This window comes from Comamonas testosteroni TK102 (assembly GCF_000739375.1).
Classification (GTDB): Bacteria; Pseudomonadota; Gammaproteobacteria; order Burkholderiales; family Burkholderiaceae_C; genus Comamonas; species Comamonas brasiliensis.
Genome location: NZ_CP006704.1, coordinates 3,041,429 through 3,065,478 on the forward strand (window position 1 = coordinate 3,041,429; position 24,050 = coordinate 3,065,478).

The window sequence follows — 24,050 nt, forward strand, 5'->3', positions numbered from 1 at the left end:
ATGCTGAACCTTGCCGAATACCGCCCGCGGCCCGCGCTGCTGGCCGACTGGCTACCCTGGGCAGGACTGGTGGCGCCGGGTGTCGTCTTGAATAAGGACGGCAGCTTCCAACGCACGGCCCGATTTCGCGGACCAGACCTCGACAGCGCGACGCAGGGCGAGCTGATTTCCACGTCGGCGCGCTTGAACAACGCGCTGCGCCGCCTGGGTTCTGGCTGGGCCTTGTTCATCGAGGCCGAGCGCAGGGCCGCTGCCGACTATCCGCACTCGGAGTTTCCCGAGCCGCTGTCGTGGCTGGTGGACGAGGAACGCCGGGCCGCCTTCGAGGACTCGGGCAACCACTTCGAGAGCAGCTACCACCTGACGCTGGTGTACCTGCCGCCGGAGGAAGCCCGCGCCCGCGCAGCTGGGATGCTGTACGAGAACCGTCCGACCGAAGGTGTGGACTGGCGTGAGCGTCTGACGGCCTTCGTGGCGGAGACGGATCGCATTTTCGACCTGCTCGACGGCGTGATGCCGGAGATTGCCTGGCTCGATGGCAGCCAGACGCTGACCTACCTACATTCGACCATCTCCACGCGGAGTTACCGCGTGGGTGTGCCGGAAGTGCCATTCCACCTCGATGCGCTGCTGGCCGATTCCGCGCTCATTGGCGGGCTTGCGCCGATGCTGGCCGACCAACACCTGCGCGTGGCGACAGTGCGGGGATTTCCCACCTCGACCTGGCCGGGGATTCTGGACGACCTCAACCGCCTCGGCTTTGCCTATCGCTGGAGTACGCGCTTTCTCTGCCTCGACAAAGCCGACGCGGAAAAGGAACTCGCCCGCCTGCGCCGCCAATGGTTCGCCAAGCGCAAGAACGTCATCGCCCTGCTGCGCGAAACCATCTTCCAGCAGGAAAGCCCGCTGGTGGACACGGACGCCAGCAACAAATCAGCCGATGCAGACGCCGCCTTGCAGGAACTGGGCAGCGACCAGGTGGCCTTCGGCTATGTCACCACCACGGTGACGGTGCTGGACACCGATCCGGCGAAGGCCGACGAGAAACTGCGCATGGTGGAGCGGGTCATCCAAGGGCGCGGCTTTGTCACCATTCCCGAAACGCTCAATGCCGTGGATGCGTGGCTGTCTTCAATCCCCGGCCACGCCTACGCCAATGTCCGCCAGCCCATCGTCTCGACGCTGAACCTGGCGCACCTGATGCCGGTGTCGGCGGTGTGGGCCGGGCCGGAGAAGAACGCGCACCTCGATGGCCCGCCGCTGATCGTCACCCGCACCGAGGGCGCGACGCCATTCCGGCTGGTCACTCACATCGGCGATGTGGGCCATACGCTGGTCGCCGGCCCCACGGGCATGGGCAAGTCCGTCTTGCTTGCTACCTTGGCTATGCAGTTCCGCCGTTATCGTGGCTCGCGCATCTTTGCCTTCGACATGGGGCGCTCGATGCGCGCCACCATTCTGGGCCTGGGCGGCGAGCACTACGACCTGGGCACGGACGGAGAAATTGCCTTCCAGCCGCTCGCTCGCATCGACCGCGACGGCTACCGCACCTGGGCGGCTGAATGGATCGAAGGGCGCTTGCGGCACGAAGGTGTCGCGGTCGGCCCCGACGATAAGGTTGCCATCTGGTCAGCGCTCGGCAGTCTTGCTGGTGCGCCCGTGGAGCAGCGCACGATGACCGGCCTGTCGGTGCTGCTGCAGTCGAACGCGCTGCGCCAAGCGCTCGCACCCTATGTACTCGGCGGCGCGCACGGCAAGCTGCTGGATGCAGATTCGGATCGCCTGGGCTCCGGTTCCGTGCAGTGCTTCGAGATGGAGGAGCTGATGCACAGCAAGGCCGCTGTCATGGCCGTGCTGCACAACCTCTTTGCGCGCTTCGATGAACGCTTTGACGGTGCTCCCACACTGCTGATCCTCGACGAGGCCTGGCTGTTTCTCGATGACCCGGTGTTTGCCGCGCGCATCCGCCAGTGGCTCAAGACGCTGCGCAAGAAGAACGTCAGCGTCATCTTCGCCACGCAGAGCCTGGCGGACATCAAGGATTCGAGCATCGCACCCGCAATCATCGAGAGTTGCGCGAGCCGCATTTTCCTGCCGAACCCGCAGGCGACCGAGCCGCAGATCAGGACGATCTACGAGGGCTTCGGCCTCAACAGCCGGCAGATCGACATCGTGGCGACCGCCCAGCCCAAGCGGGACTACTACTACCAGTCCCGGCTCGGCAATCGCCTGTTCGACCTCGACCTGGGGCCAGCGACGCTGGCTTTCGCGGGTGCGTCCACGCCGCAAGACCAGCGCGACATCGACTCGGTGCTGGCTTCTTCCGCTTCCACCCCGTTCGCAGCCGCCTGGCTGCGCCATCGCGGCCTGCATTGGGCCGCTGACTTGCTGTCCTCGTTCCCAACCCCGCAACCACAGGAGAACTCGCCATGAAAACCCGCATCCTCCCCACCGCCTTGGCCGCCGTGCTGTCGCTCTCGCTGCTGGCGCCCGCGCCCGCCATGGCCTGGCGCATCGTCTTCGACCCGTCCAACTTCGTGCAGAACACGCTCACGGCCATCCGCACGCTGGAGCAGATCCATAACCAGATCCGCCAGCTCCAGAACGAAGCGCAGATGCTCATCAACCAGGCGCGCAACCTGGCGAGCTTGCCGTTCAGCGTGGTGAACCGCCTGCGCAGCAACCTCGCACTGACGCAGCGGCTGATCGAGCAGGCCAAGGGGCTGGCCTACGACGTGGCGAACCTGGACAAGGAGTTCAAGCGCCTGTATCCCGAGCAGTATGCCGCCACCGTCAGCGGCGACCAGATGTACCGGGATGCCCAGGAGCGCTGGAAGAACACCCTGAACGGCCTACAGACCACCATGCAGATGCAGGCCCAGGCCTCGCAGAACTTGAGCGATGACGAGGGCGTGCTGGCCGATCTGGTCGGGCAGAGCCAGTCGGCCGTGGGGGCGCTTCAGGCGATGCAGGCCATGAACCAGCTGCTGGCCCTGCAGGCGAAGCAGTCGATTCAGACGCAGCGCCTGCAGATCACACAGGACCGGGCGGCTTCGCTGGAGCTGGCGCGGCAGGCAGCCGCCGCCGAGCGTGGGCGTGAAGTCACGCGGCGTTTCCTGGGCACTGGCACGCCGTATACGCCGCAGACCGTCCATTTCTACGGCAACTGACGAGGCTGGCCATGAATGACGTTGCGGTCATCGACCGTTTCCTCGATACCTTCTCGCGCTATATCGACTCGGGTTTCGGGCTCCTGCAGGGCGAGGTGGCGTTTCTGACAGCCACGCTGATCGTCATCGATATGACCTTGGCCGGGCTGTTCTGGGCGATGGGCCAGGCCTCTGGCCAGGGGGAGGACGTGATCGCCAAGCTGATGCGCAAGGTGCTGTACGTGGGTGCCTTCGCCTACATCATCGGCAACTTCAACACGCTCGCGGGAATCGTGTTCCGCTCCTTCGCCGGCCTGGGTCTGACGGCCAGCGGCTCCAGCTTGAGCATGGGCAACTTCTTGCAGCCGGGGCGGCTGGCCAAGACCGGCATCGACGCGGCAGCACCCATCCTGGAGCAGATCAAGCAGATGGCGGGCTTCCCGGAGGTGTTCGTCAACATCACTTCCATCGTGGTGCTGTTCCTGGCATGGGGCATTGTCATCCTGTGCTTCTTCGTGCTGGCGGTGCAGCTCTTCGTGACGCTGATCGAATTCAAGCTGACCACGCTGGCGGGTTTCGTGCTGGTGCCGTTCGCCCTCTGGAACAAGACGGCCTTTCTGGCAGAAAAGGTGCTGGGTAACGTGGTGTCCTCGGGCATCAAGGTGCTGGTGCTCGCGGTCATCGTGGGGATCGGCACCGGGCTGTTCGCCGAGTTCAGGATTCCCGCCGGGGCCGAGCCCTCCATCGACCAAGCGCTGGTCATCATGCTGGCTTCGCTGTCCATGCTGGCCTTGGGGATCTTCGGGCCGGGCATCGCGACGGGTCTGGTGTCCGGCGGGCCGCAGCTCGGCGCCGGTGCGATGGCCGGCGCCACGCTGGGTGCAGCGGGCGCTGCCATTGGCGTCGGCGCAGCTGCAGCCGGTGTCGGCGGTGCTGTGGCTGCTGGCGCGCGCATGGCTCCCGGTGCGGCCCGGCTCGCGGCCAGCGGTGCGCGTGGTGCCAAGGCAGCTTTTGACCAAGGCTCAACCGCCGCAGGCGGCGGCCTCAAGGGGGCCGCTGCTGGCGTGAGCAATGTGGCCAAGGCTAGCGCGCAAGCAGCGGGACAGAAGGTGGTCGATGGGGCGCGCTCGATGAAAGAGCGTGTCGCCGCCGCCTTCCGTCCCGATGACGCTGCATCGGCATCGAGCGCTGGCGGTGCAAGCGATGCCGCCGCCTCGGCCCCACCCACCGAACAGCCCGCCTGGGCCAAGCGCCTACATCGCAGGCAGCAGCTCACCCATGCCGCTACGACCACCGCCCACACGCTGCGCGGCGGCGACGCCGGCAGCTCTAGCCAGGGGCCGAGTTTGCGTGATTCCGATTCATAAGGAGAACTTCCATGCGATTCAAGCGACCGCTGGTGCGCTATGGCGACACGCCGCAGCCTGCCACACCCTATCAATCCGCTGCTCAGGTCTGGGACGAGCGCATCGGCTCAGCCCGTGTGCAGGCCAAGAACTGGCGTTTCATAGCCTTTGGCTGTCTCACCTTGGCGGTGTTGATGGCCGGCGGCCTGGTCTGGCGCTCAGCGCAGTCCATCGTCACGCCTTACGTTATCGAGGTAGACAGCGCGGGCCAGGTGCGCGCCGTGGGCGAGGCTGCCACGCCCTACAAACCCAGCGATGCCCAGGTGGCCTACCACTTGGGCCGCTTCATCGGCCTGGTGCGTGGCTTGTCCATCGACCCGATTGTGGTACGCCAGAACTGGCTGGATGCCTACGACTACACCACGGACAAGGGGGCCGTGGTGCTCAACGAGTACGCGCGGGTGAACGATCCGTTCTCGCGCATCGGCAAGGAGTCGGTGACGGTTCAGATCAGCAGCGTGACCCGGGCCAGCGATACCTCGTTCAACGTGCGCTGGACAGAGACGCGCTTCGTCAACGGTGCGCTGGATCGCACCGAGCGCTGGAACGCGGTGGTGTCCACCGTGCAGCAAACCCCGCGCACCGAGCAGCGCGTGCGCAAGAACCCGCTGGGTATCTACGTCAACGGCCTGTCATGGAGCCGTGAACTCGATTCTTCCGAAGGAACCAAGCCATGAATACGTCTTTCTGTAAATCCGCCTTGCTGGTGATGTTGCTGGCTTCGACCGTACTGCTCTCAGGCTGCGCCACGCAGGGCAAGCCGCCCCCGGCCATCTCGCTGGATGAGCCGGCGCAGGCCCAGCTGCTGCCCGAGGCGCCGAAGCCCGTGGAGTTGGTCACAGTACCTGAGCCGTTGGCACTTCCTGGCCAGATGAAGCCCTTGCCCGGCGCGGCGGACGCCAAGGCACCGCCGGAGCCCACCGACGAGAAGCTGCGCATCTCCCGCGCCAATGCCGAGGCGCGCATTGCGCCCACGCGCGAGGGCTATGTGAACGCCATCCAGGTCTGGCCCTTCACCGACGGCGCGCTGTACCAGGTCTATGCGGCCGTGGGGCACGTGACCGTGATTGCGCTCCAGCCGGGCGAGGAGCTGGTGACCGTGGCCGCTGGTGATACCGTGCGCTGGATCGTGGGCGACACGTCCAGCGGTACCGGTGCGGACTTGCGGGTCAATGTGATGGTCAAGCCGATCCGCTCGGGCCTCAAGACGAATCTGGTCATCACGACCAGCCGGCGTACCTACCTGCTGGAGCTGACCTCGACGGAAAAGACGTGGATGGCGTCGGTGTCCTGGGAGTACCCGAAAGACAGGATGCTGGCCCTGCAGCGGCAGGCGCAGGCAGCGAGTGCCGCTGCGCCAGTGGAGTCCGGGCTGTCGCTGGAGAAGATCCGGTTCCGCTACGCGGTCAGCGGCAGCAATCCACCGTGGAAGCCGCTGCGTGCCTTCGACGATGGCGAGAAGGTCTACATCCAGTTCCCGCCGGGCATCGCCCAGGGCGAGCTGCCGCCGCTGTTCGTGATCGGCGCGCAGGGGGATGGGCAGTTGGTCAACTACCGCTTCCGCTCGCCGTACTACATCGTGGACCGGCTGTTTGGCGCCGCCGAGCTGCGCCTGGGCGGAGCCAAGGGTGACGTGGTGCGGATCGAGCGCACGGACGGCGTGGCGCGGAGGAACTGACATGAGCCAGGACGACACTCCCGACCATGCCGCGCCACAGGCGGGCAAGGCCGCGCCCGAGGCGGTGGCGCTGCGCGCGCAGCCGCGCTCGGTCACGCGCCTGAACCGGCGCACGCTGGCCATCCTCGCCGGAGGCCTGTCGGTGGCCGTGCTCGGGGCCACCATCTGGTCATTGCAGCCGCACCGGCGCGGCGCGGGTCAGACCGAGCTTTACAACGTGGACCGCGTATCGAAGTCGGAGGGGTTGGACGGCTTGCCGTCCGACTATTCGAAGCTACCCAAGCTGGGGCCCCCGCTGCCGGGCGATCTCGGCCCGGCCATTGTGAAGTCGCAGCAGCCCGTGGTGCCCACCTATGCGCCACCAGGCCATGATCCCGAGGATGCCTTGCGCAAGGAGGCGGAAGCGGCGGCGGCTTCGTCGGTGTTCTTCCGTTCGGGCAAGCCGGGACAGGCCGCCGGCGCTGTCGCGCAGGCGGTGCCCGGCGCACCTGACATGGCCAGCGCCTTGGCGGGATTCGATCCGCTGGCGGCTGGCCCGGCCTCGACGGCGGCCCAGTCCACCGATCCGACTACAGCGCAGAACCGGCAAGACCAGAAAGAGGCTTTCCTGAAAGGCGGTTCCACGGAAACCCACAATTCCGGCAAACTCCAGATGCCGGCCTCGCCATACCAGGTCATGGCGGGCACTGTGATCGCGGCAGCGCTGGTCACCGGTATCAAGTCCGACCTGCCGGGTGACGTGATCGCCACGGTGACGGAGCCGGTCTATGACACGGCTACGGGCAAGTTCCTGCTGATCCCGCAGGGCTCGCGCATCCTTGGCCGCTACAACAGCCAGGTGAGCTACGGGCAGAGCCGGGTTCAGATGGTGTGGAACCGGATCATCCTGCCGGATACGTCTTCGCTGACTTTGGACAACCTCGTGGGTACCGATCCGGCCGGCTATGCCGGCGTGGAGGACGAAATTGACCGGCACTGGGGCCGCATCCTGGCCGGCGCGGCGCTGACCACGCTGCTGGGCGTGGGGGCAGAGCTGGTCGCACCGGAGAACAGGCAGGACGGCAACCGGATCATCATCGCGGGGCGCGATGGCTTGCAGGACAGCGTGAACCAGGTGGGGCAGGAGCTGACCCGGCGCAACATGAATGTCCAGCCGACGCTAACGGCGCGGCCGGGATTGCCAGTCCGCGTGCTCGTTGCCCGCGATCTTGCGCTTCGCCCGTATCAGCCTATGTTCTTCAGCCGGGGAACTTCACGATGAGCACGACCAAGAAGCTGCGGCTGGGGCCGCTGCCCAAATTTGAGTCCACGAAACTGACCTTCGCATGCCCGACCAGCCTCAAGGCTGACCTTGACCGCTACGCCGCGCTGCATGCGCAGACCTATGGGGAGGCGGTGGATGCGGTGGCGCTGATTCCGCACATGCTGCAGGCGTTCATGGAAAGGGATCGAGGCTTTCGGCGGGGAGGGTAGAACTAGCAGCCGTGCACTGCGCCTCTAGGGAAGGTCTGCAATCGAGCCGCGCATGCACGGACTTTACTTTGCTTCTAGTGGTAAACCGTTTGGCCTGATACGCCGACCAGCTGATCGTAGGACTGTCAATCCCAGCTTTGTGCGGTGGTTGGAAGCGCTGCTGAATTGATCAAGGCCCTGGCGGCGCGGCTGCTGTTGTCTTAGAAGCGGTCTTGCGTGCAGCTGTCTTTCTCGCTGGCTTCACCGGCGTCAGGAATGCCTCGGTACTGAGAATAAGCTCCCGCCCATATGCCTTAGAAGCGTCCCACACAGCGTTGCGACTTACCGCCAGAAGCATGTAGGCAGCATGGGCTACAGCAACGACCAAGACTACCGTTGTCTTGTTTCCCATCGGTGTCTCGATAGCCCACGACATGCGCCATAGGATGAGCGCACAGAGCGCAACGATGATGAGATTGAGGCATAGTGCCAGCACCTTGACCCCGAGCAGGTTCCGACGAAAACCGTATGTGACATTTTCGCTGAACAAAATAGAAAATTTCTTCGTGTCGCGAGTGTTCTGGCGAAGCCAGTTGCCGCACTGACCATAGAAGGCGTCTGCTGCGCCTTGATCCGCGTTCTCTTCTTGGGCAGTGGGTGCGGCGATGCCCAGCTTTCCTGCGAGAAATTCTCGATATCGATCTTTGGAGCCGGCATCGAGGGTCGCGTCGTTCCTGCGGAACATGGTGATCGAAGGCATGCCTCCATGCCTGGCGTAGAGTTTGCCTTCGATCGCCCGGCCACGGGAGCGTGAGAAGTCCGCGATGGCGAACAGGAGCACCAATATCCCGAGCGTTGCTATCAGATTTGAAAGCCCGAACGACTTCCATGAAATCAGAAGCGCCAGCGCGGCGAGGGCGGGGGCCGCCGCGATGATCGCTGGGAACAACCTAGCACGCAAAGAGTAGGCATCGAACAGCTTGAACACGTCCATTACAGACCTTCCACCTCGTTGGCAAACGCTTCTGCCGTAGCCGCTACCGTGTTGGGGTGGCCTGGACCGTTGGAGTACGAAATCCACTTCGTACGGGTGCAGTAAACGGGGAAGCCTCTGCGCATAAAAGCGTTCTTTACTTGCCCGCGCGGGTAGTCATCCTTATTGGAGCCGACCGAGCAGAACGCTGTACCAATCTCAGTTCCTTGTGGCTGTTTGGGGCCAAGCCACGCGTCCAAGACGGTGGGTGTGACGTTGTGCCTGCTTCCATGGTGGGGCACTTGCACGAACTTGGGTCTGGCCAATCCGAGCTGGGCATGATATTCGGCCGCTTCTGCTAGCCCGATAGGCCCAACGTCAGCAGTAAGCAGAACGCCTTTGCCGTTGAGTACGCCGTACTGCACCACGCAGCTTTCATTCGAGGCCGATGTCACAGTGTTTTCGGCAAGCGTTTCAACATCCCATTTTTCTTCGAGCCACTTCTTCGCAGCTTCGACCATTGAGCGGAAGAACCCTGGGCGTTGATCTTGCGCAGCTTCGGTTGTGTACCTCGTAGGCGTCTTTCCAAAATCGGGAATCGAATTGATGTACCGTTCCCTCGTGGGAGCGAGTACGGTGAGCTCCCCGATCTTCGTGCCTTGAAAGACCTCGTGGATGACGGTGCCCTTCTCGTTGGCAAGTTGCTCAAGTTCTACCAGATAGGGATGCCGCTCTTTGATATCGTCGATCAGGCCTTGTAGCGTGAAGTTGCCGTGGAAGTGTTCAAGAATTTGTGATGCGTAAAGCCACGGCCTGTTCATCCACAGGTGCTTGACTTCCATTTTTTCCATCACGCCGACAAGCCCGGTCGCGTGATCGTCATCAGCGTGCGACAGCACCATGTGGCTGATGTGGTAGCCGGGGTAGAACTTGTTGATGTGATTGACGATGGTTTCGGCGGTGTCGGTACGACCGCCATCGACAACATGAAGGTAGTAGCCAGGGTTCTCGTCGCCATACCGAATGACGATTGCGTCTCCGGATCCTTCGCCCACTGGCAAGAAATCGACCTCAAAGTTCATCTCTGCTCCTCGATATCTGCAAAATTATTCTCTCTGGCCTGCCGCTCTTCCTCGCGTCGCAGGCACGGACTTCTTAGAGTCAGCCCGAGCGTGGCCGATCTGGCGAACGTCCACGCGCTGCACATCACTTCACCTCACCTTGCAAGATTTGCAGATCTTGTTCCCCCACGATGAGCTGAACGGCTGGCAGGCCATCGTCGGCCATGCCTAGGGCCAGGTGAACGAGTTGCACGAGGTCGTCTCGGCTGGGCGAGGCGGAATGTCCCTGTGGATGGCTGTGCCATTCACCGATGTAGCCGACGACGCCAGCGGTGCGACGGGAGGCCTCTGCGACCGCCTCCGCCAAGCCAGCAACGCCGCGCTCGAAGGAGCCGGGGCTGGACTTGCTGTCGGGGGGAGGCGGCAGGCCTGCGACCACGACGACGGCGCTGATGTTGAAGTCGTAGTATCCGAGCAGCACACCGCCGGTCTCGTTCGGAAAGCCCTTCGTGCGCATGTCCCGAAGCTGCTGTTCCACACCCACGTCAATGAACAGGGCGAACTCACCAAGCTGCATGCGGCGCTCGGTGGCCACGGACACATCGTGGACCTCCACCGCACCGCGAATCGGATCACGCTGCCATATGCGGATCATCGCGCCGTTTTGAGCAACGGCCGCTGGGATCTGCTCGGCCAGAGTGCTGGCCTGCCCCATGATCCGCGAGTAGGGCAGAACCATCGAAATGTCCCGGCAACTTGCGCCGCTCCAGAACGAACCAACATTGCCTGCGAGGTGATTGCTTCCCCAATCCTCCTGGATTAGGGCACGGTAGTATTGTGCTTCGAGGGTGCGCAAGCGATTGAGCCGTTGCGAGTCCTCTGCGAGCAGCACCGCAGCGTTGCCGGTCGGCGTGACGAAGGCAGAAAAGTGCCTGGCGAAGTGGTCGATCGCGCTGACGGATCGAGGGTATTCCAGGGTCGTTGAGGCATTGACCACCAGCGTCGCACCTGACAGTGCATCGGCAACTGCCCCCGGGCTGAAGTCGCTGGCATCCGCGTCCAGCGGGGTGACCTCGGTGGCCCCATCCATGGCCGCCGCGTGCAAGTCCGCCACGACGGAGGCCTTGGGACACCCGATGTGCTGCGAATAGGCCGTGTGCCGCGACAGGTTGTGAGGCTTGATGTGGTCCTTGTCGATGACGGACCAGCGCCCCCAGCCCGCGCGCCCCCACAGGTTGAGCATCGCGCTGCCGAGCGAGCCCGCACCGATCAGCACGCCGGCGGGGCCTTCGTCGGCGATGCCTGATTGCTTCCTCGCCGCAACAGCATCGTTCCTGCGCAACACGGCCATCGGCAGCAGGGACTGCGCACGCCAGTCGGTAGCCGGCTGCTCACCCATCAGTCCGGCTGCGCTGAAGTACTTCTTTTCATGGAAGAACAACGCGCCGGTGGCAACGCCGAGCTCCAGCCCACCCGTCAGCAGCACAAACGCGCGATGTGTCATGCCGACGGGTTTTTCGCCTTCGGCGCGGCAGAGGGGGATGTGGAGCAAGACGACTGTGGATTTGTCGTCGGCAGATGCCGCGACTCCGTTGTTGCCCACGCGCGCCTGCAGGGTTGCTCGCAAGGTGGGCAGCAGCTCGATGCCACGCCTGGAGAGAATGTCGGCCAATTGCCCCAAGGTCGCGGGATCGCGCTCCACAAACCCATGCACGATCGGCGGCAGCACCAACTCGATGGGAGCCGTCGTGCCGATCTTGACAGCGGCATCCTTGGGGACGGCTTCAAGGAAACATGTGAAGCCTCCACCGGGGCGCTCGGGGCCTCGCGCGATGACAAAGCAGTGCTCGGCACTCTTGCGTAGCGCCGGCAGATTCCATGGCAGGACCAACTCGTATTTGGTCGCGAAGAACAGGTGCTCGACCGGCTGGTCTGCCGGGTGCAGTTCGCGCCGCGCACTTTTTTCGAGCCACCATTGGATTCGGCGCAGAAAACTCTGCGGCGTCCAGGTACGCATCACGGCTGCTACAGGCTCGAAGTACAGGCAGAGGCTGGCGGCAGCACCCGGGACGCCCTGATTCTGGTGCATCAGGACCGGAAAGTCCTTGCGCAGCGCCAGCACCTCGACGAGCCGCTTCGGATCATCCGATACGCACAGCGCCAGACGTTCCCGGTATTGGATGCCGACGCTGTTCTTTGGAGGAACGCCGTCGCACTCCACATCGACGATGATGAACTCGAGCTTCGGCGTTTCATCCTTGCCGTACCGCAAGAGCTGCACGATCGTGAAATCGCGCTGTCGAGCGGCGGCATCATAAAGCAGCCGGGCGCGCGGAATCGTCAGTGCCGCCGCATCCGCGATCTCGATGACATTGGCCAGTTTGTGATACTCGCTGGCCATCAACCTGCCCGCGGAGGTGAAGACAGGATGACGGCCGGAGCGCCGATGGACGTCGAGCGAATCCAGCTGACGCCGCCGCTCGTGATTTCGAACGTGATGGGCTCCGGCTTGTTGGCGTTCGGCTCCTCCATCGTGACGAGGAATTTGCGGCCGCCCACTTCCTCTAGGTACCGCTCATAGGTTTTGCGGGCTTGAATGTGGGGCGGTTGCGTTTGGGCGTAGGAGTCTTTGATGTCGGGGATGGGTTTGCTGCAACTGACGATGTACGCATCCGGCTTGCCCATGCGCAGAAGGTCTTTGATCAGCGGCTTGGGTTCGGTTTCCTTCTCACCCTTTTCGTCGCTCAGCGCGAGGTAGCTGCAGTGGTGCGGAATGTTGTACAGATCCCATGCCAGCCTGTCCTCGTTCTTGTGGTAACGCGTCGTCTTGACGATTTCCTCCATGCTCTCCCAGGTGGCATCGCCGACTTCGAGATAGTCGTAGTGAGCACCATCGGCGCGAAAGCGCACATTGAAAACCAGGGATGCTTCATTGCGGATGATGTCGCCTTCGTCGCAGTGCTTAATGAAGGGCGAGTGGCAGAAGAACTCCACCTTGTCCGCTTCCAGCGAAAAGCCGGGGACGATCTGGCCAGCATCGATGAACAGGTGATCGCGAGCCGAGGCAGACTCGCCGCGTTCTTTCAGGAGCGGTTCGAGCCAGTCGGCCAGTGCCTGCGGTTTCGAGAACACCAGAATGTCCTTGCCTTCCAACAGGCGGTGCCGCGCCTCTTGTCGGAGCAGGACGAACTCTTCCATCTGGTGGTCGTTGTCGGCAGTCTCCAGCAGCATGGCAGCGGGAACCCACAGCTCACGAATCTTGATACGGCCTTCGCCGTGGTACTTCTTGGCGTGCTGCAGTTCGAAGAATTCGGTGCTGCCCTGAATGTGGTCAAGGTCTGCGTGGGTGAAGGCGACCACGTCAAAGTAGTCGCGGCCAGCTTTTTTCAGGTCAGCCTTCAGGGTCGCCTTGAGATCAATCTCCGAGGTACTCGGGTCTTCGGCCTTATTGCGGTGGCAGAAGTCGAACAGAACACGCCGGCTGCCGGACAAGATGATTTGCGTCGTGTCGCCGTTCCCGACGGGATAGAAGATGACTTTGTGTTTTTCTGTCACGATTAATCCTGCCTAAAAAAGTGGCTGATCTTGTGAATTAGCACTCGACCACCGAGAGTGCTAACAGGCACTATATGCAGTGTGTCTAAATTGATCAACACGCTACATCTAGTTATTGTAACAACTTTACTGTGTAAAACAACAGGTACCTAGATGGGGGTTTTTTAAGCACACTCCCGGCAATGCTTTTCAGTTGTGGGAGCGAGCTGTGACTGGCTCAGGGCATGAGCCTGCAGCTATCACTTGGGGCAGGGTGGCAGGATCAAGCGCAGCCTGCGGAGGGGTTGGGGTCAGGGCATGACGTGGTGCAGGGCCGAACTGAGCTTGAGCCTGCATGGGTTCTGGGCTGCCCAGAAAAAAACCCGCCATTGCTGGCGGGCTTTTTCGGTAGAGCCTTGTTCAGGCGTCCGGTGCTTCGATCATCACCGGATAGTGTCGATCCTTGCGCGGCACTCTGGCAGCAGCTTCAAGGCGTGCTTCCATGACGGCATTCACAACTGGAATGCCCTTGAGCGAAAACTTGAAGACACGGCCAGCCGGCGCCGCTTTTGCAGGCGCTGCAATCGGTTTGCGTTGTGCGTGTGTCTTGCTCATGGATGGCTCCCCTCGGAGACTTTTCTACCAACATAGGGTATCAGCTTTTGCCAGGACACGCTGTGCGGGCTCAGATCGAAGGCCATTCGGCGCTGTGTGCCGCGCTCTGCCCACCAAGTTTCATCCAGGGCGATGACCTCTTGCACGGTGGTGCAGTGGGCTAGGTGTGGGGCGTCTGCGGTTTCATTCGGCAGCAGTGGGGCATCGAAGCCGAACTTGGGCCAGACCTTGGCGCCGATGTAGCGGGTATTCCGGCCTTGGCCGTCCGCAGCGACCAGGGTGATGCGGCCCATCCCGGCCAAGTGCGCTGTGATGGCGCACAGCGCAAAGGCGAGGGTGCCGAGGTGCGGCGGTGTTTGGTGCTCACTCAGGTAGTAGTGATCGATGTGCATGTCCTCGATGTAGAGGTCGATGGCATCGCCTTCCCGCTGGAACACGCCGAAGCGGTTCTTGTGCCGGCTTTCGATCAACCGGTGATTGATGATGGTGAAGTACAGCCCTGGCGGCGCGTCATCCAGGGAGGTTGATTTTTCGGCCTGCTGGTGGACGCGGCTGCCGTCGAAGATCGAGAACAGGTGTGCGAACTCCACCGTGGAGAAGGTGCAGAACGGCAGCTCGAAGCAGTCTGCCGGCACCAGATCTACGCCGTCCAGCCGAACCCCGGTGCCCGTCAGATAGGTGCGGACGATGGTACTGGCCAGCAGTTGTTGGTGCAACGTCGCCAGCTGGGAGAGGTAGAAGTCAGAGGGAGAGAGCGGCACGAAGATTGTTCAGGGGTATGTGGCAGAGAGTGCCACATGCGTGCGGCATTGGACACTCGCTCCAACGTGCTCAGGCGTAGGTGCGTAGGCTGCCGGGGCGTGGTGCCGGGAGTCTTGGCGAACTGGACAAACAAAAGCGCGCTTGTGGGTTTTTTTGTTGCAAATCTACTACGCACTACGCAGTGGATCGGTGGTTTTGGCGTCTGAATGGCGGCTGTCTTTGTAAGTTGTTGATTTTACTTGTATTAATTCGATCTTGTAGCCGTCAGGGTCCGTCACAAAAGCTATCACCGTGCTGCCACCTTTGACGGGGCCTGCTTCACGGGTCACATTGCCGCCAGCAGCCTTGATCTTCTCGCAGGCGGCATAGGCATCGGGCACGCCCAGAGCAATATGACCGTAAGCCGTACCCATGTCGTAGCTCTCGGTGCCCCAGTTGTAGGTCAACTCAATCTCCGCCTGACCTGGGTTTCCGCCTTCGAAGCCGAGAAAGGCCAACGAGTACTTGTACTCGGTGTTTTCGGACGTGCGCAGCAATTGCATGCCGATGACGTTGGTATAGAAATCAATAGAGCGCTGGAGATTGCCAACGCGCAGCATCGTGTGGAGGAATCGCATGGTCACCATTTTGCCAGCAGGTTAGGAGCTGTATGTGAATAGGGGCAGATACAGAGCTCTGATTCCCGCATGGTTAGACGAGAGCCTGCCGCCAATGACTTCATGAGACACCTTCATAAGGCTAAGCTTGAGCTGCCCTTCCTTTGGAAACTTGATGAAAGCTCGCGCGTGAGTTTGAGCATCTTTCCACCACTGGCGGATTGCAGGGACTGCCGGGTATTCAACCAGGCAGCCCACCTTCATGGCCTTGGTGATGGATGAGCAGATCTCGCGGCCGAGACGCGTTTTGGGGCACGATGTGTTCCAGACAGGACGGTCGAAAGGCAGCACCAATTGCTGCGCCATTGCCTCTGCATACTTCCTGAAATTTGCTGCGATTGCCATGATGTGCCGCCTTTCTGGTGTACCGGGCCCCTAGATTCAGGTCCGGGTCGTCAACTGTCTGCTGCCCGTTTAACTGTCCCTTGCTTGCACTGTGCCCCCGAGTTCTTCGCCGTGCCTTTAGCGGTATCAGGATGGCGTTTCGGAGTGGGGAAGCTTTATGAATACCCCCGGAGAAAGGACAAGGCCGCTGGCCGCTCCTGATTTAGCGTGGCCGAAGAGGCGAAGACTCCGGGGAATGGTGCTGGGCGCGATGTGTCACGGGCAGCTGACGGCGTGCGGCGAGCACATAGAGCACCGAAGAGTGCTCTTTTTTTTGGGAGTCGTGCGGGAGCACCCCTGTCCTATGATTCGGAAAAGAGGAGGGGAGTGGTTATGGCTCGTTATATGGCCGATGAGAAGGAAAGCACATTCTTTGTTGACGTGCTCAAGATAGCGCTAGGCGTCTTCATTGGTGGACTTCTGGCAGCACTGGCCTACACCAAATACATGGCATGGGAGGTCGAATATTCACTTCGGCAGGCGACTGCCGAGATGCAGAAGCAAGCGAAGCAGCGAACGGAGTTGTCACGAAAGCAAGCTGAAGAAGAGCGTCAGCGTCGTGAGGCCGCTGCAAGTGAGAGAGCCGCAAGAGAGGGACAGCGAGCTGCTGATGCGGCCCAAAGGCAGCAGCATGAGGCAGATATGCGGGCGGCATGGAAGCAGATCTACAGGCCATCGCCTGCATGTCAGGCAGATCAGATGACGCTGACATGCGCCAATGCCCATGCTGCTGCGCATAAGAGGTTCATGGAAATCTATGGCGAGATGCCGCCGCGCTTTTAGCCAACGCGGAATATCGGCGCATTGGCAGCGTGGCTCTCGGTCTCGGATAGCTCGTCCTCTAGCTGCTGGATTTGCTCCATGAGGCGTTTGTTCTGGCGCTTTAGGCTTTCGGCCAGTGCTGCGTGTGCCGCAGCGTGATTGAATGCCAATGCGTCGGCTGTCATGCGGCCCCAGGTGGACTCCCAAAAAAGGGCACAAGTATCACTGAACGTGGGGCTTGCCCTTGGGCGCGGTATTTTCGAAGCGTTGAGGTGCTGATTCCAAGGTGGCGGGCGATCTCGATGTCGCCATGGATGTCGTTTAGCAGCGTGTGTAGATGGGGGAGATTGGCTTGAGATGGTGCACGAAACATCAAATGACGTTCGGGCAATCGTTATAGGACTTGTAGCGAAACAGGGTTGCGCAAGAGGCGACTCATGATCGCTCGCAAAATCAATTTAACATAATATACATCGTGTCTAGTAGACAAGCTCTAAAAATAGGAGCGCTAGAGCTCCAGTTTTCAACGCTTTCAGTAGACCCATGGGACTACGTTTTTACCTCTTCCTCTTAACCAATTCCGCGAGAGTTACAAATAGCTCCCGTTGACGCACGGTACGGACTCTAAGGACTTCGCTGCCAACTGTCAAACATTTTTGTTTGACCTGTCATGTTTCGGCGGCTCAGGCATTGAGTCGATTGCTACAAACTCGCAAGCACCAGGCCCTCCACGAGCGGCCAATGGGTCGCCGCACTTCTTGCACGGACTCAAGTCGATCTCGTCCAGCTCGTCACCCACGGAGTCAATGTCGCCACAACCCATCGGACAGCAATGCGGGTCCAGACCGTGGCTGCAGCATCCGTCATCCTGCAGCATCCGCTCTGTCTGTGCACGTTGCTCTGCCGTGGAGTATCCGTGCTCAGTGGCGATCTCGATGGCACGAGGCCGCAGGAGCTCGGGGACCTGCTGCAGCGCCAGGTCAATGCTGGCTCCGACGCGCAGCTCGTAGGTCTCGTAGACCTGGCCACAGCCTCGATTGGCAGCATCCGACAAGGCTGCGCACTTCGCTGCCCAGTCGTTTTCCGAGAAGACTTGCGCCTCGCGATCTGGTGCCACTTCGAGCGCTACGACACTTGGAGACGTAGTAGTAGTTCTTTGTATAGAAGACCCTTGTATATAGAGTGCAGGAAACGGCAAATCCAGTTTGCAGGTTTCGGCAGACGTTTTGGGCTCAAGGTTGCAGGTTTCGGCAACCAACTTGGGCTCCAGTTTGCAGGTTTCGGCAAGCGGTTTCGGGGCCTGCTTGATGACTTGGCCAAGCCATTGGCCATCGACGTAATCGAGTAGCCCCTCCAGGACGGCCTGCCTCTCGTCATCGGTCATGGGGCGACCTGGGCATTGCGTGGGCAAGGCCCCGCCAGATCCGCCGCAGTTCCTGCACTGGGTACGATCGTGGCCGATGCTGTGGAGCGAAAAAACAGCGGCCCGTGGCGCGGGCTGGTCGGAGTCCATCATGGTGCGATCGATGTGCTCAAGCTCGGCAATGACGGCTGGGCAGACCGGCATCAATCCATTGCCTGGTGGCCAGCGCTGCAGCCACATGACCTGATCCGGGTATTTGAGGCCGAGCTTGGCGTGGCGCCAGGTCAAGCTGCCCTCGGCAAAAGCACTGAGCACGTTCCATCGGTGCCGCAGCCGAAACCAGAAGCTACGCGATTTCCATAGCTCTAGGCGCTTGTCTGGCGCGGTGTTGTCGCCAATCTCGTAATCAGTTGAGCAGGTGGATTTCATATCAAACCATCTTCAATGCGGGATTGCTGGGGGGGATGGGCTGCACCCACCGGCCTGGGCTGGTGAGGACAACACAGGACAGGTGGGCCACGACCGTGCCGCGGCTGTGGATCTCATAGCGAACGATGTTTGTGCGGTTCGCGGCTGGCAGGTGCCAGCCACACTTGATGACCTCCCGCTGGGTCTTGGTGCTGAGCTCGTCGACAGTGAGATCCTCGTGGCCGTCCTCACGGTCGCCATGGCGTGCGTACTCCTTGAAAATCTTGGGCGAAACCAGGGCCATGCCCTCCTCCACGAAGTGAATCGCCGCGCCGGTCTCATTGAACTTGAGCTCGCGATTGACCAGACCCATTTGCACCCACTGCATGAAAGCCAATGCCAAGGGGCTTGGCTCGGGTGGCGGCTTGTCGGGGTTTGCGTCGATGTCGGGCAGCGGCTGAAGCAGAAGAACCGGCCCCGGTGTTGCTGCTGCCGCCGGCGGCGGACTTGCAGTGACGGTGCGTCCCTTGAGTACGGGCAGGTCATCGAGCTCGTCCAGATCAGCGGCCATGCGCTTGAACTCGGCACTCACGCTTTGAGAGCGCGGCACTTGGTCATGGCGTAGCACGGGAGCGGGATTCTTAGGTGCGCTTGGTGCTGGTGGCGGCGCAGCTGCTGCAGGTTTGACAGAAGGCGGCCTTGCGGCCGCAGTTGCGGCAGCTTGGGGCGGCTGGTGCAAGGTGGCGGGCTGAGGAGGCGCAGCTGGTGGCGGCACCGCTGCGGCATCCTGGAATGGTTGCTCCAAGGGCGCTGCGCCCTTCTCTGCCGGCTGTGGGTTCTTGGCCGGCTTGTTCTTTTTGCCAGGTCTGTCCGATGCTGTTGCAGATTCGGATGGATCGAGGAAGTAGCTGCCCTCGCTGTCGCCCAGCAAATACGCGGCTTCGCCGTTGTCGAGGCTGTCGTAGTCCAGCTTCAATGGGGTGGGCACGCCGGATCTCGATGCTGCCCCAGCTTCAGACTCGTCGTAGGCTGTATCAGCTTGGGTCTGCTGCACTGGCGCCGTAGGCGCCCTAACTGCCATGACTGCCGCAGTTTGGGATGGCGTTTCTGGTGCAGGTGCCTTGGCTGCTGCCGCAGTGGTTGCCGCAGGCCTGGGCTTTGCCGCAGCATTCGGCGGCTTGGTGAAAGTGGGCTCCCGCATGATGGCGGCATGCTTTTTAGCTTCTGCCGCATCCTGGGGCCGTTGCTTCGCAGGCTTTGCCGCAACCTGGGATGGTTGGGCTGAGGATGCCGCAGCTGCTGGTGCATTGGCATCGATTGCTGCCGCAGATTCCGATGCACTGAGAGTTGCAGCAGCTTGATGTTCGTCTTGCCCTGCTCCATCCTTGCGACGGTCGCGGATCTCCAGCCGCCCGCGCATGGCGGCCGGGTACTTGCTCTCGTGGTTGAACAGCTTGGCCAGAGGGAACTTGAGCATGGCAAAGTCATGCATGTAGGCCCCCTGCTCTGACCCATCCTCGGCGTAACCGTGCACTGTGACATGCCAGACGGCCTGGCCGCTGGCCGGGTTCAGCTCGATCGCGCCGTAGTCCTGCCAGGTGTCGAACAGCCGGTCGTTCTTTGCGTTGCCAGGCACGCTTTCGTCGGGCTCGTTTGCTTGGATGTGCTCTCGCACGGTATCAGCGAGGCGCTTGGCCACGAACCAGATCGCCCCCTCGAACACCCAACCTGCCGCACCATTCCGGTTCAGCGGGAGTTGTGTGCCAGCTTGGAGCATGGTCCTCATGGATTGCATCAGCAGCTCGATGAGAGGCACGGCCTTGGCCGTCGCGAAGCGGGCCTTGGAGCCTTTTTGCAAGGCACGCTGCGTGGATAGTTGGTCGGCCCGCTTGACGATCGTGGCGACGAGACTGTCCTTGTCCTGGCCGGTGAGGTATTGCTCCAGGGCATCCAAGGCTGTGGGCGTGTGCGCCAGGAATCGCAGCGCACTTTCTGGCGCAATGCGTGGTAGCAGCAGCTGGGCCAGCTTGGCATGGGCGCTGTAGTCGCGCTGCCCCTTGGGCGCGAAGTCCACCAGGTACTCGGCAGTGCGTTGGCCAGCGATCTGCGACAGGCTTCCGCCTGCAGGTGCCCAACGTATAGGATCGTTCTCTCCTACCGGACGCCACGCGATGCGTAGGTCGGTCATGGGCTTGGCGATGTCGTGCAGCAAAGCGCAGAAGAACACCACATAGGTCCATTGATCGCGCTGGGCGTCAACGATCTCGATCTGGCTTCCGCCTGGCAGCAGATGGGCATTGCGCCAGGTCATGGCCGCGAGCAGCATCTCGATGGTGTGCGACAGCAGGCCGCCTGCGTGGGCGTGGTGGTGCGCTTCGGAGGCCGGCATGAGCTGCACGAACTCGGCGTACCGCCGAATCGCCGGCAGCAGGTCCCGCTCCCAAATGGCCTGCGACTGATGCGACTGGCTCCAGATCTGGGTGATAGCTCGTTCTGCGCGGACCGTGGCCAGCAGCTGCTGGGCATTGAGCACGCGCAACCATCCGGGCTCACTGCCCGCGATGTGGATCTCGTCTGGCTTGAGTGGCAGATGTTGAGCGCCCGTCGATACTGGCGCGTCGGGCAGCGGCAGCGGGCCTGCAGGCGCAGACTGCACGGGCGTGGCCTTGCTCCAGGGCACCATGGCAAGCAACTTTGAAGCAATACTCTTCACGCGCACTCCTCTTGAAGCAGGATTCGAGCGAAGTGCTGGGCACGCGCTGACTTGCCATCGGTGGGAGTCCAGATAGAAAGCTCCTCCCCAGGCTGGCCCAGCGCGAGGAAGTCCATGAAACTCTGCTGCAGCGGGTCCCATTTGATGCGTGAGGCGATACCGTCGCGGCCCCAGTCACCGCATGTTTGCACGAACGGCTGCGCCACGACTCGCATGACGAAGCTGTGCCAGTTCTTCTCTTGCTGAGGTTTGGGCACATGCGGCATTTTGGGATGGTCAGCAACCAGCTGCAGCAGGATTGAGCGCACGCTCAAGATTGGATCAAGCTCCTCTTCCAGATGCTGCTCCAGCCCCTCGAATCTTCCCATCCAGCGCATGAGCGGATTGGTTTTGCTGGCAAGGCCCAGCAGTTGCAAGCTGTCTGCGATAGCGAATATCGAGCAGCCACGATCGAGCGGATCTCTGCCTAGAAATGGTGGATCACTGTTGGCTCTCTGCTGGATGTGCTGACTATGTAGGTGCGGTGCGCGGGCGAGGTCGTCCATGGGGCGCAACCGTACCTAGTGCGCCCTCAGCTGTCAGCGCGAAACCCTGCGGTGATGACCGGAGGCTTTTCGCTTGATTACCTGGTGGAAATCTGCTAGTAAAATAACAATTTGCTACAAAATAAGGTTAGATCCGGGTGCCTATGATCCGCCAGATATTCAGTTCTTTTTTCAAGGCAAATACGCGTCCATTGCCGACACCAGGGAGACAACTCCTTACTTGTGGTGCGATCTTGCTGACATTTTTTCTCGTCGATTATTTGTTTTTGTCAACACACAGCCTTAGCGACGCAGAAAAGGGCTTTCTAACGCGACTCGGAACGTTGCTTACCGTCGTGGCTGGTGTGGTGGCTGGTATGGCAGTCTTTTGGGACCAGAACGCGAAAGAGATTGTTGAAGAGTCTGCTGAGCAGACATTCAAGGCTTCGGGGAATCTACGCGCTCTCGATAATTCTGTAGCCAAGCTCCAGCCGACACATAGTGTACAAATCGGGACGTACGCGAGCGAATTGCAAGCCGCAGCCGATGAGAAGGCACGTGCTCAGGCTTATAACAGCAAAGATCGAAAGCGTTGGATGGGATACTTCGCCCTCGTCCTCCTTGTGGTGGGCGGTATCCTTCTGATCGCAGGAGCTGTGCCGACGAGAAATCCAGCAACGCCGGACGGAGCTGTCGGAACGTGTTGCCTTAAAGAAACGAAGTAGGTTGGGTGCGAGTAAAGGAAATAGTCAATGGTTGAATCTCAGAAGCTCAGGCAGGATCTCACAGTTAAGGGTGAGTCAGTTGAGAGGATCTACGGAAACTACCAAGCTTGGAGGTACATCGTTAACCGTAGGTACCAACGGAAACTAGTTTGGACTCTCGAAGAGAAGCGGCGCTTTATCGACTCCATCATTAATGGGTATCCGGTGCCTATCGTTTTGCTGGCAGAGCAAAAGCTTGCGAGCGGTCTGAGCAAGTTTGAGATCATTGACGGCATGCAGCGTCTCAATGCCGTCTTTGGTTTTATTGAGAATGAGTACTCTGTAAACGGTAGTTTCTTCGATCTGAATACTATGGCGGAGACGAAGGCCTTGCTTGATGCTGGCACGCTTCACCAGCGTGAGCCTGTCTTGGCGAGAGATGTCTGCGTTCAGATCGCTGCGTACACGGTGCCTTTGTCGATCTACGAGTTTGCTGGCGATGCCGATGTAGACGAAGTGTTCCGCCGTATTAACTCAGGCGGACGAAAGCTGTCTCGGCAGGAACTGCGAATCGCGGGTTCAACGGGCCATTTCGCTCAGGCGGTTCGCCGCATCGCAGCTAAAGTTCGCGGCGACGCCTCCGGCTCCGATGAACTCCCTCTAAATGAAATGAAGAAGATCTCGATCACTAACCGAGAGCTTCCTTATGGCATTGATGTTGACGAGGTTTTCTGGATCAAACAGGGCGTGCTTACCAAGGAGCAGGTACGTGAATCTCGCGATGAAGAAATCATCGCCGATGTCCTCGCATATATGCTAATGGACCCGAAGCCGCCCTCTCGTAGCGAGGTGTTGGACGATTTCTTCGGCTATAGCGATGGTAAAGGCTCGACTCAGCGGCACGAGCAGATCGAACTTGCCACGCAGAAGGTAACGACCGAAGTAATTACCGCCGATTTCCAGCGAGTATTGGATCAACTGAAGATTACGTTGAACCGCTCCGGTCGCACGCTCGGGTACTTGCTTTTCGGCGAGAAGCCGCCTAGCGCACCTCGATACTTCCAGGTTGTCTTCCTCGCTTTACACAAGCTAATGGTGCTGGAAAACAAAGAAGTCGTTGACCAAGACCAACTCATTAGGCTTCTCGATGGCGGCGGAGACAAGATTCAGGTGCCCGAGGGTGGGCGTTGGGGTGCTGAGGATCGATCACAACTAGTGAATGGTGCGGCAGGCATTTATGGCGCAGCCTTCGGGCCAAGTAAGGCGTATGACCCGGCCCAGGTTCGATGGATTACTCAGATGGAGAATATCCTGACGCAGTCATATACCGAGCAAGCTGCATACGACTTTAAACAGGGGTTTCTTCGTCTCGACGGAAAACATACCTTTGATGAGGATAGCTTCGATAAGGTATTGAAGACATTGGCTGGAATTGCCAATATCGGAAAAGGCGTTCGCGGTTACGTCCTGGTGGGCGTAGCAGATACTGAAGCAGATGCGAGGCGCGTTGGGCAGTTGTACGGTGTTGATGCAAGGCCATTCGAACGGTTCTTCATCACCGGCGTAGAGCATGAAGCCACAGCTTTAGGGCGATCTCTTGATGAGTTGTTCATGGAGTTGACTACGCGCATCAAGAGTTCAGCCCTATCGGAGCCGTTGAAAGACTACGTGGCTAGACACGTGAAGTCGGTGCGCTACTACGACAAAACTGTCTTCGTATTCGAGGCCCAGGCTCAGGCCGAGCCTTCGAACTTCAAAGGTGCTTTCTTCGTGCGACATGGCAACAAGTTGGCAGAGGTTCCAACTGAACAATTCGGTGAGTTGTTCAAGCGGTTCATTGCTGGTCAGTAAATGGTTCTAATTGTTTTTCGCTGGTTTGGAAGTAAGAGCCACAGACTTTCACGCG

At 60.7% G+C, this 24,050-nt stretch carries 22 protein-coding genes; 10 read left to right on the forward strand and 12 right to left on the reverse strand.

Translation table 11 applies throughout. The annotated features are described in order from the left end of the window. Genes trbE through O987_RS13760 form a run of 7 tightly spaced genes read left to right on the forward strand, consistent with a single transcriptional unit; the run spans nt 1 to nt 7,706 of the window. Nucleotides 1-2,433: a conjugal transfer protein TrbE gene (gene trbE / locus O987_RS13730; protein ID WP_043372926.1), complete on the forward strand. Its 2,433-nt coding sequence runs from the start codon at nt 1-3 to the stop codon at nt 2,431-2,433. Then, complete coding sequence (gene trbJ / locus O987_RS13735) at nt 2,430-3,170, forward strand: P-type conjugative transfer protein TrbJ (RefSeq protein ID WP_043372927.1); 741 nt, start codon at nt 2,430-2,432, stop codon at nt 3,168-3,170. The genes trbE and trbJ overlap by 4 nt, the downstream gene beginning before the upstream one ends. Nucleotides 3,171-3,181: 11 nt before the next feature. Then, nucleotides 3,182-4,516 carry a P-type conjugative transfer protein TrbL gene (gene trbL, locus O987_RS13740; RefSeq protein WP_043372930.1) on the forward strand — a complete coding sequence of 445 codons (1,335 nt, stop codon included), beginning with the start codon at nt 3,182-3,184 and terminating at the stop codon, nt 4,514-4,516. Nucleotides 4,517-4,527: 11 nt separating this feature from the next. Then, on the forward strand, nt 4,528-5,232 hold the full coding sequence (gene trbF, locus O987_RS13745; protein ID WP_043372933.1) for a conjugal transfer protein TrbF: 705 nt from the start codon (nt 4,528-4,530) through the stop codon (nt 5,230-5,232). Further along, nucleotides 5,229-6,233 carry a P-type conjugative transfer protein TrbG gene (gene trbG / locus O987_RS13750; protein ID WP_043372936.1) on the forward strand — a complete coding sequence of 335 codons (1,005 nt, stop codon included), beginning with the start codon at nt 5,229-5,231 and terminating at the stop codon, nt 6,231-6,233. Before trbF ends, trbG begins: the two co-directional genes overlap by 4 nt. A gap of 1 nt (nt 6,234) precedes the next feature. Further along, a complete protein-coding gene (locus O987_RS13755; protein WP_043372938.1) occupies nt 6,235-7,494 on the forward strand; it encodes a TrbI/VirB10 family protein in 1,260 nt (419 codons plus the stop codon). Further along, the gene (locus O987_RS13760; RefSeq protein WP_043372941.1) at nt 7,491-7,706 is read left to right on the forward strand and encodes a DUF2274 domain-containing protein; all 216 of its coding nucleotides are present in this window, start codon (nt 7,491-7,493) and stop codon (nt 7,704-7,706) included. The genes O987_RS13755 and O987_RS13760 overlap by 4 nt, the downstream gene beginning before the upstream one ends. 169 nt (nt 7,707-7,875) lie before the next feature. On the opposite strand, the gene O987_RS13765 is transcribed toward O987_RS13760, so the two are convergent. From O987_RS13765 to O987_RS13800, 8 genes are all read right to left on the reverse strand, one after another. Beyond that, on the reverse strand, nt 7,876-8,679 hold the full coding sequence (locus tag O987_RS13765; RefSeq protein ID WP_200879555.1) for a hypothetical protein: 804 nt from the start codon (nt 8,677-8,679) through the stop codon (nt 7,876-7,878). Continuing rightward, the gene (locus O987_RS13770; protein WP_051962182.1) at nt 8,679-9,740 is read right to left on the reverse strand and encodes a ComEC/Rec2 family competence protein; all 1,062 of its coding nucleotides are present in this window, start codon (nt 9,738-9,740) and stop codon (nt 8,679-8,681) included. The genes O987_RS13765 and O987_RS13770 overlap by 1 nt, the downstream gene beginning before the upstream one ends. 124 nt (nt 9,741-9,864) lie before the next feature. Further along, nucleotides 9,865-12,120: a ThiF family adenylyltransferase gene (locus O987_RS13775; RefSeq protein ID WP_043372944.1), complete on the reverse strand. Its 2,256-nt coding sequence runs from the start codon at nt 12,118-12,120 to the stop codon at nt 9,865-9,867. Beyond that, entirely contained in the window at nt 12,120-13,274 is a 1,155-nt protein-coding gene (locus O987_RS13780; protein ID WP_043372947.1) for a hypothetical protein, read from the reverse strand. The genes O987_RS13775 and O987_RS13780 overlap by 1 nt, the downstream gene beginning before the upstream one ends. 399 nt (nt 13,275-13,673) lie before the next feature. After that, entirely contained in the window at nt 13,674-13,868 is a 195-nt protein-coding gene (locus O987_RS13785) for a hypothetical protein (protein ID WP_043372949.1), read from the reverse strand. Beyond that, nucleotides 13,865-14,629, reverse strand: coding sequence for a hypothetical protein (locus O987_RS13790; protein ID WP_043372952.1), 765 nt, complete (start codon nt 14,627-14,629; stop codon nt 13,865-13,867). The genes O987_RS13785 and O987_RS13790 overlap by 4 nt, the downstream gene beginning before the upstream one ends. Before the next feature lie 168 nt (nt 14,630-14,797). Beyond that, nucleotides 14,798-15,247: a lactoylglutathione lyase gene (gene gloA, locus O987_RS13795; RefSeq protein ID WP_043376484.1), complete on the reverse strand. Its 450-nt coding sequence runs from the start codon at nt 15,245-15,247 to the stop codon at nt 14,798-14,800. A 21-nt stretch (nt 15,248-15,268) separates the two neighbouring features. Beyond that, nucleotides 15,269-15,631: a hypothetical protein gene (locus O987_RS13800; RefSeq protein WP_043372955.1), complete on the reverse strand. Its 363-nt coding sequence runs from the start codon at nt 15,629-15,631 to the stop codon at nt 15,269-15,271. A 372-nt stretch (nt 15,632-16,003) separates the two neighbouring features. Between O987_RS13800 and O987_RS13805 the strand changes: the two genes are divergently transcribed. Continuing rightward, nucleotides 16,004-16,453 carry a hypothetical protein gene (locus O987_RS13805; protein WP_043372958.1) on the forward strand — a complete coding sequence of 150 codons (450 nt, stop codon included), beginning with the start codon at nt 16,004-16,006 and terminating at the stop codon, nt 16,451-16,453. Here the strand turns inward: O987_RS13805 and O987_RS29475 are convergent. The 4 genes from O987_RS29475 to O987_RS13825 form a co-directional block, all read right to left on the reverse strand. Then, nucleotides 16,450-16,617, reverse strand: a complete 168-nt coding sequence (locus O987_RS29475) for a hypothetical protein (protein WP_235214136.1) — start codon at nt 16,615-16,617, stop codon at nt 16,450-16,452. The two genes, O987_RS13805 and O987_RS29475, sit on opposite strands and share 4 nt — an antisense overlap. A gap of 461 nt (nt 16,618-17,078) precedes the next feature. Beyond that, nucleotides 17,079-18,224: a hypothetical protein gene (locus tag O987_RS13815; RefSeq protein ID WP_019042365.1), complete on the reverse strand. Its 1,146-nt coding sequence runs from the start codon at nt 18,222-18,224 to the stop codon at nt 17,079-17,081. Nucleotide 18,225: 1 nt separating this feature from the next. Beyond that, complete coding sequence (gene mobH, locus O987_RS13820) at nt 18,226-20,916, reverse strand: MobH family relaxase (protein WP_029158359.1); 2,691 nt, start codon at nt 20,914-20,916, stop codon at nt 18,226-18,228. Next, on the reverse strand, nt 20,913-21,461 hold the full coding sequence (locus O987_RS13825; protein WP_019042364.1) for a hypothetical protein: 549 nt from the start codon (nt 21,459-21,461) through the stop codon (nt 20,913-20,915). Before O987_RS13825 ends, mobH begins: the two co-directional genes overlap by 4 nt. 143 nt (nt 21,462-21,604) lie before the next feature. On the opposite strand from O987_RS13825, the gene O987_RS13830 reads away from it, so the two are divergent. Next, the gene (locus tag O987_RS13830) at nt 21,605-22,165 is read left to right on the forward strand and encodes a hypothetical protein (protein WP_043372962.1); all 561 of its coding nucleotides are present in this window, start codon (nt 21,605-21,607) and stop codon (nt 22,163-22,165) included. Between the two features lie 27 nt (nt 22,166-22,192). Further along, on the forward strand, nt 22,193-23,995 hold the full coding sequence (locus tag O987_RS13835; RefSeq protein WP_019042362.1) for a DUF262 domain-containing protein: 1,803 nt from the start codon (nt 22,193-22,195) through the stop codon (nt 23,993-23,995). The last annotated feature ends 55 nt before the right edge of the window (nt 23,996-24,050 follow it).

What these genes read in the sequence shown, in the direction of transcription:
- trbE (WP_043372926.1), top strand. Translation starts at nt 1, where the DNA reads ATGCTGAACCTTGCCGAATACCGCCCGCGGCCCGCGCTGCTGGCCGAC.
- trbJ (WP_043372927.1), top strand. Translation starts at nt 2,430, where the DNA reads ATGAAAACCCGCATCCTCCCCACCGCCTTGGCCGCCGTGCTGTCGCTC.
- trbL (WP_043372930.1), top strand. Translation starts at nt 3,182, where the DNA reads ATGAATGACGTTGCGGTCATCGACCGTTTCCTCGATACCTTCTCGCGC.
- trbF (WP_043372933.1), top strand. Translation starts at nt 4,528, where the DNA reads ATGCGATTCAAGCGACCGCTGGTGCGCTATGGCGACACGCCGCAGCCT.
- trbG (WP_043372936.1), top strand. Translation starts at nt 5,229, where the DNA reads ATGAATACGTCTTTCTGTAAATCCGCCTTGCTGGTGATGTTGCTGGCT.
- O987_RS13755 (WP_043372938.1), top strand. Translation starts at nt 6,235, where the DNA reads ATGAGCCAGGACGACACTCCCGACCATGCCGCGCCACAGGCGGGCAAG.
- O987_RS13760 (WP_043372941.1), top strand. Translation starts at nt 7,491, where the DNA reads ATGAGCACGACCAAGAAGCTGCGGCTGGGGCCGCTGCCCAAATTTGAG.
- O987_RS13765 (WP_200879555.1), bottom strand. Translation starts at nt 8,679, where the DNA reads ATGGACGTGTTCAAGCTGTTCGATGCCTACTCTTTGCGTGCTAGGTTG.
- O987_RS13770 (WP_051962182.1), bottom strand. Translation starts at nt 9,740, where the DNA reads ATGAACTTTGAGGTCGATTTCTTGCCAGTGGGCGAAGGATCCGGAGAC.
- O987_RS13775 (WP_043372944.1), bottom strand. Translation starts at nt 12,120, where the DNA reads ATGGCCAGCGAGTATCACAAACTGGCCAATGTCATCGAGATCGCGGAT.
- O987_RS13785 (WP_043372949.1), bottom strand. Translation starts at nt 13,868, where the DNA reads ATGAGCAAGACACACGCACAACGCAAACCGATTGCAGCGCCTGCAAAA.
- gloA (WP_043376484.1), bottom strand. Translation starts at nt 15,247, where the DNA reads ATGCGATTCCTCCACACGATGCTGCGCGTTGGCAATCTCCAGCGCTCT.
- O987_RS13800 (WP_043372955.1), bottom strand. Translation starts at nt 15,631, where the DNA reads ATGGCAATCGCAGCAAATTTCAGGAAGTATGCAGAGGCAATGGCGCAG.
- O987_RS13805 (WP_043372958.1), top strand. Translation starts at nt 16,004, where the DNA reads ATGGCTCGTTATATGGCCGATGAGAAGGAAAGCACATTCTTTGTTGAC.
- O987_RS29475 (WP_235214136.1), bottom strand. Translation starts at nt 16,617, where the DNA reads ATGACAGCCGACGCATTGGCATTCAATCACGCTGCGGCACACGCAGCA.
- O987_RS13815 (WP_019042365.1), bottom strand. Translation starts at nt 18,224, where the DNA reads ATGAAATCCACCTGCTCAACTGATTACGAGATTGGCGACAACACCGCG.
- O987_RS13825 (WP_019042364.1), bottom strand. Translation starts at nt 21,461, where the DNA reads ATGGACGACCTCGCCCGCGCACCGCACCTACATAGTCAGCACATCCAG.
- O987_RS13830 (WP_043372962.1), top strand. Translation starts at nt 21,605, where the DNA reads ATGATCCGCCAGATATTCAGTTCTTTTTTCAAGGCAAATACGCGTCCA.
- O987_RS13835 (WP_019042362.1), top strand. Translation starts at nt 22,193, where the DNA reads ATGGTTGAATCTCAGAAGCTCAGGCAGGATCTCACAGTTAAGGGTGAG.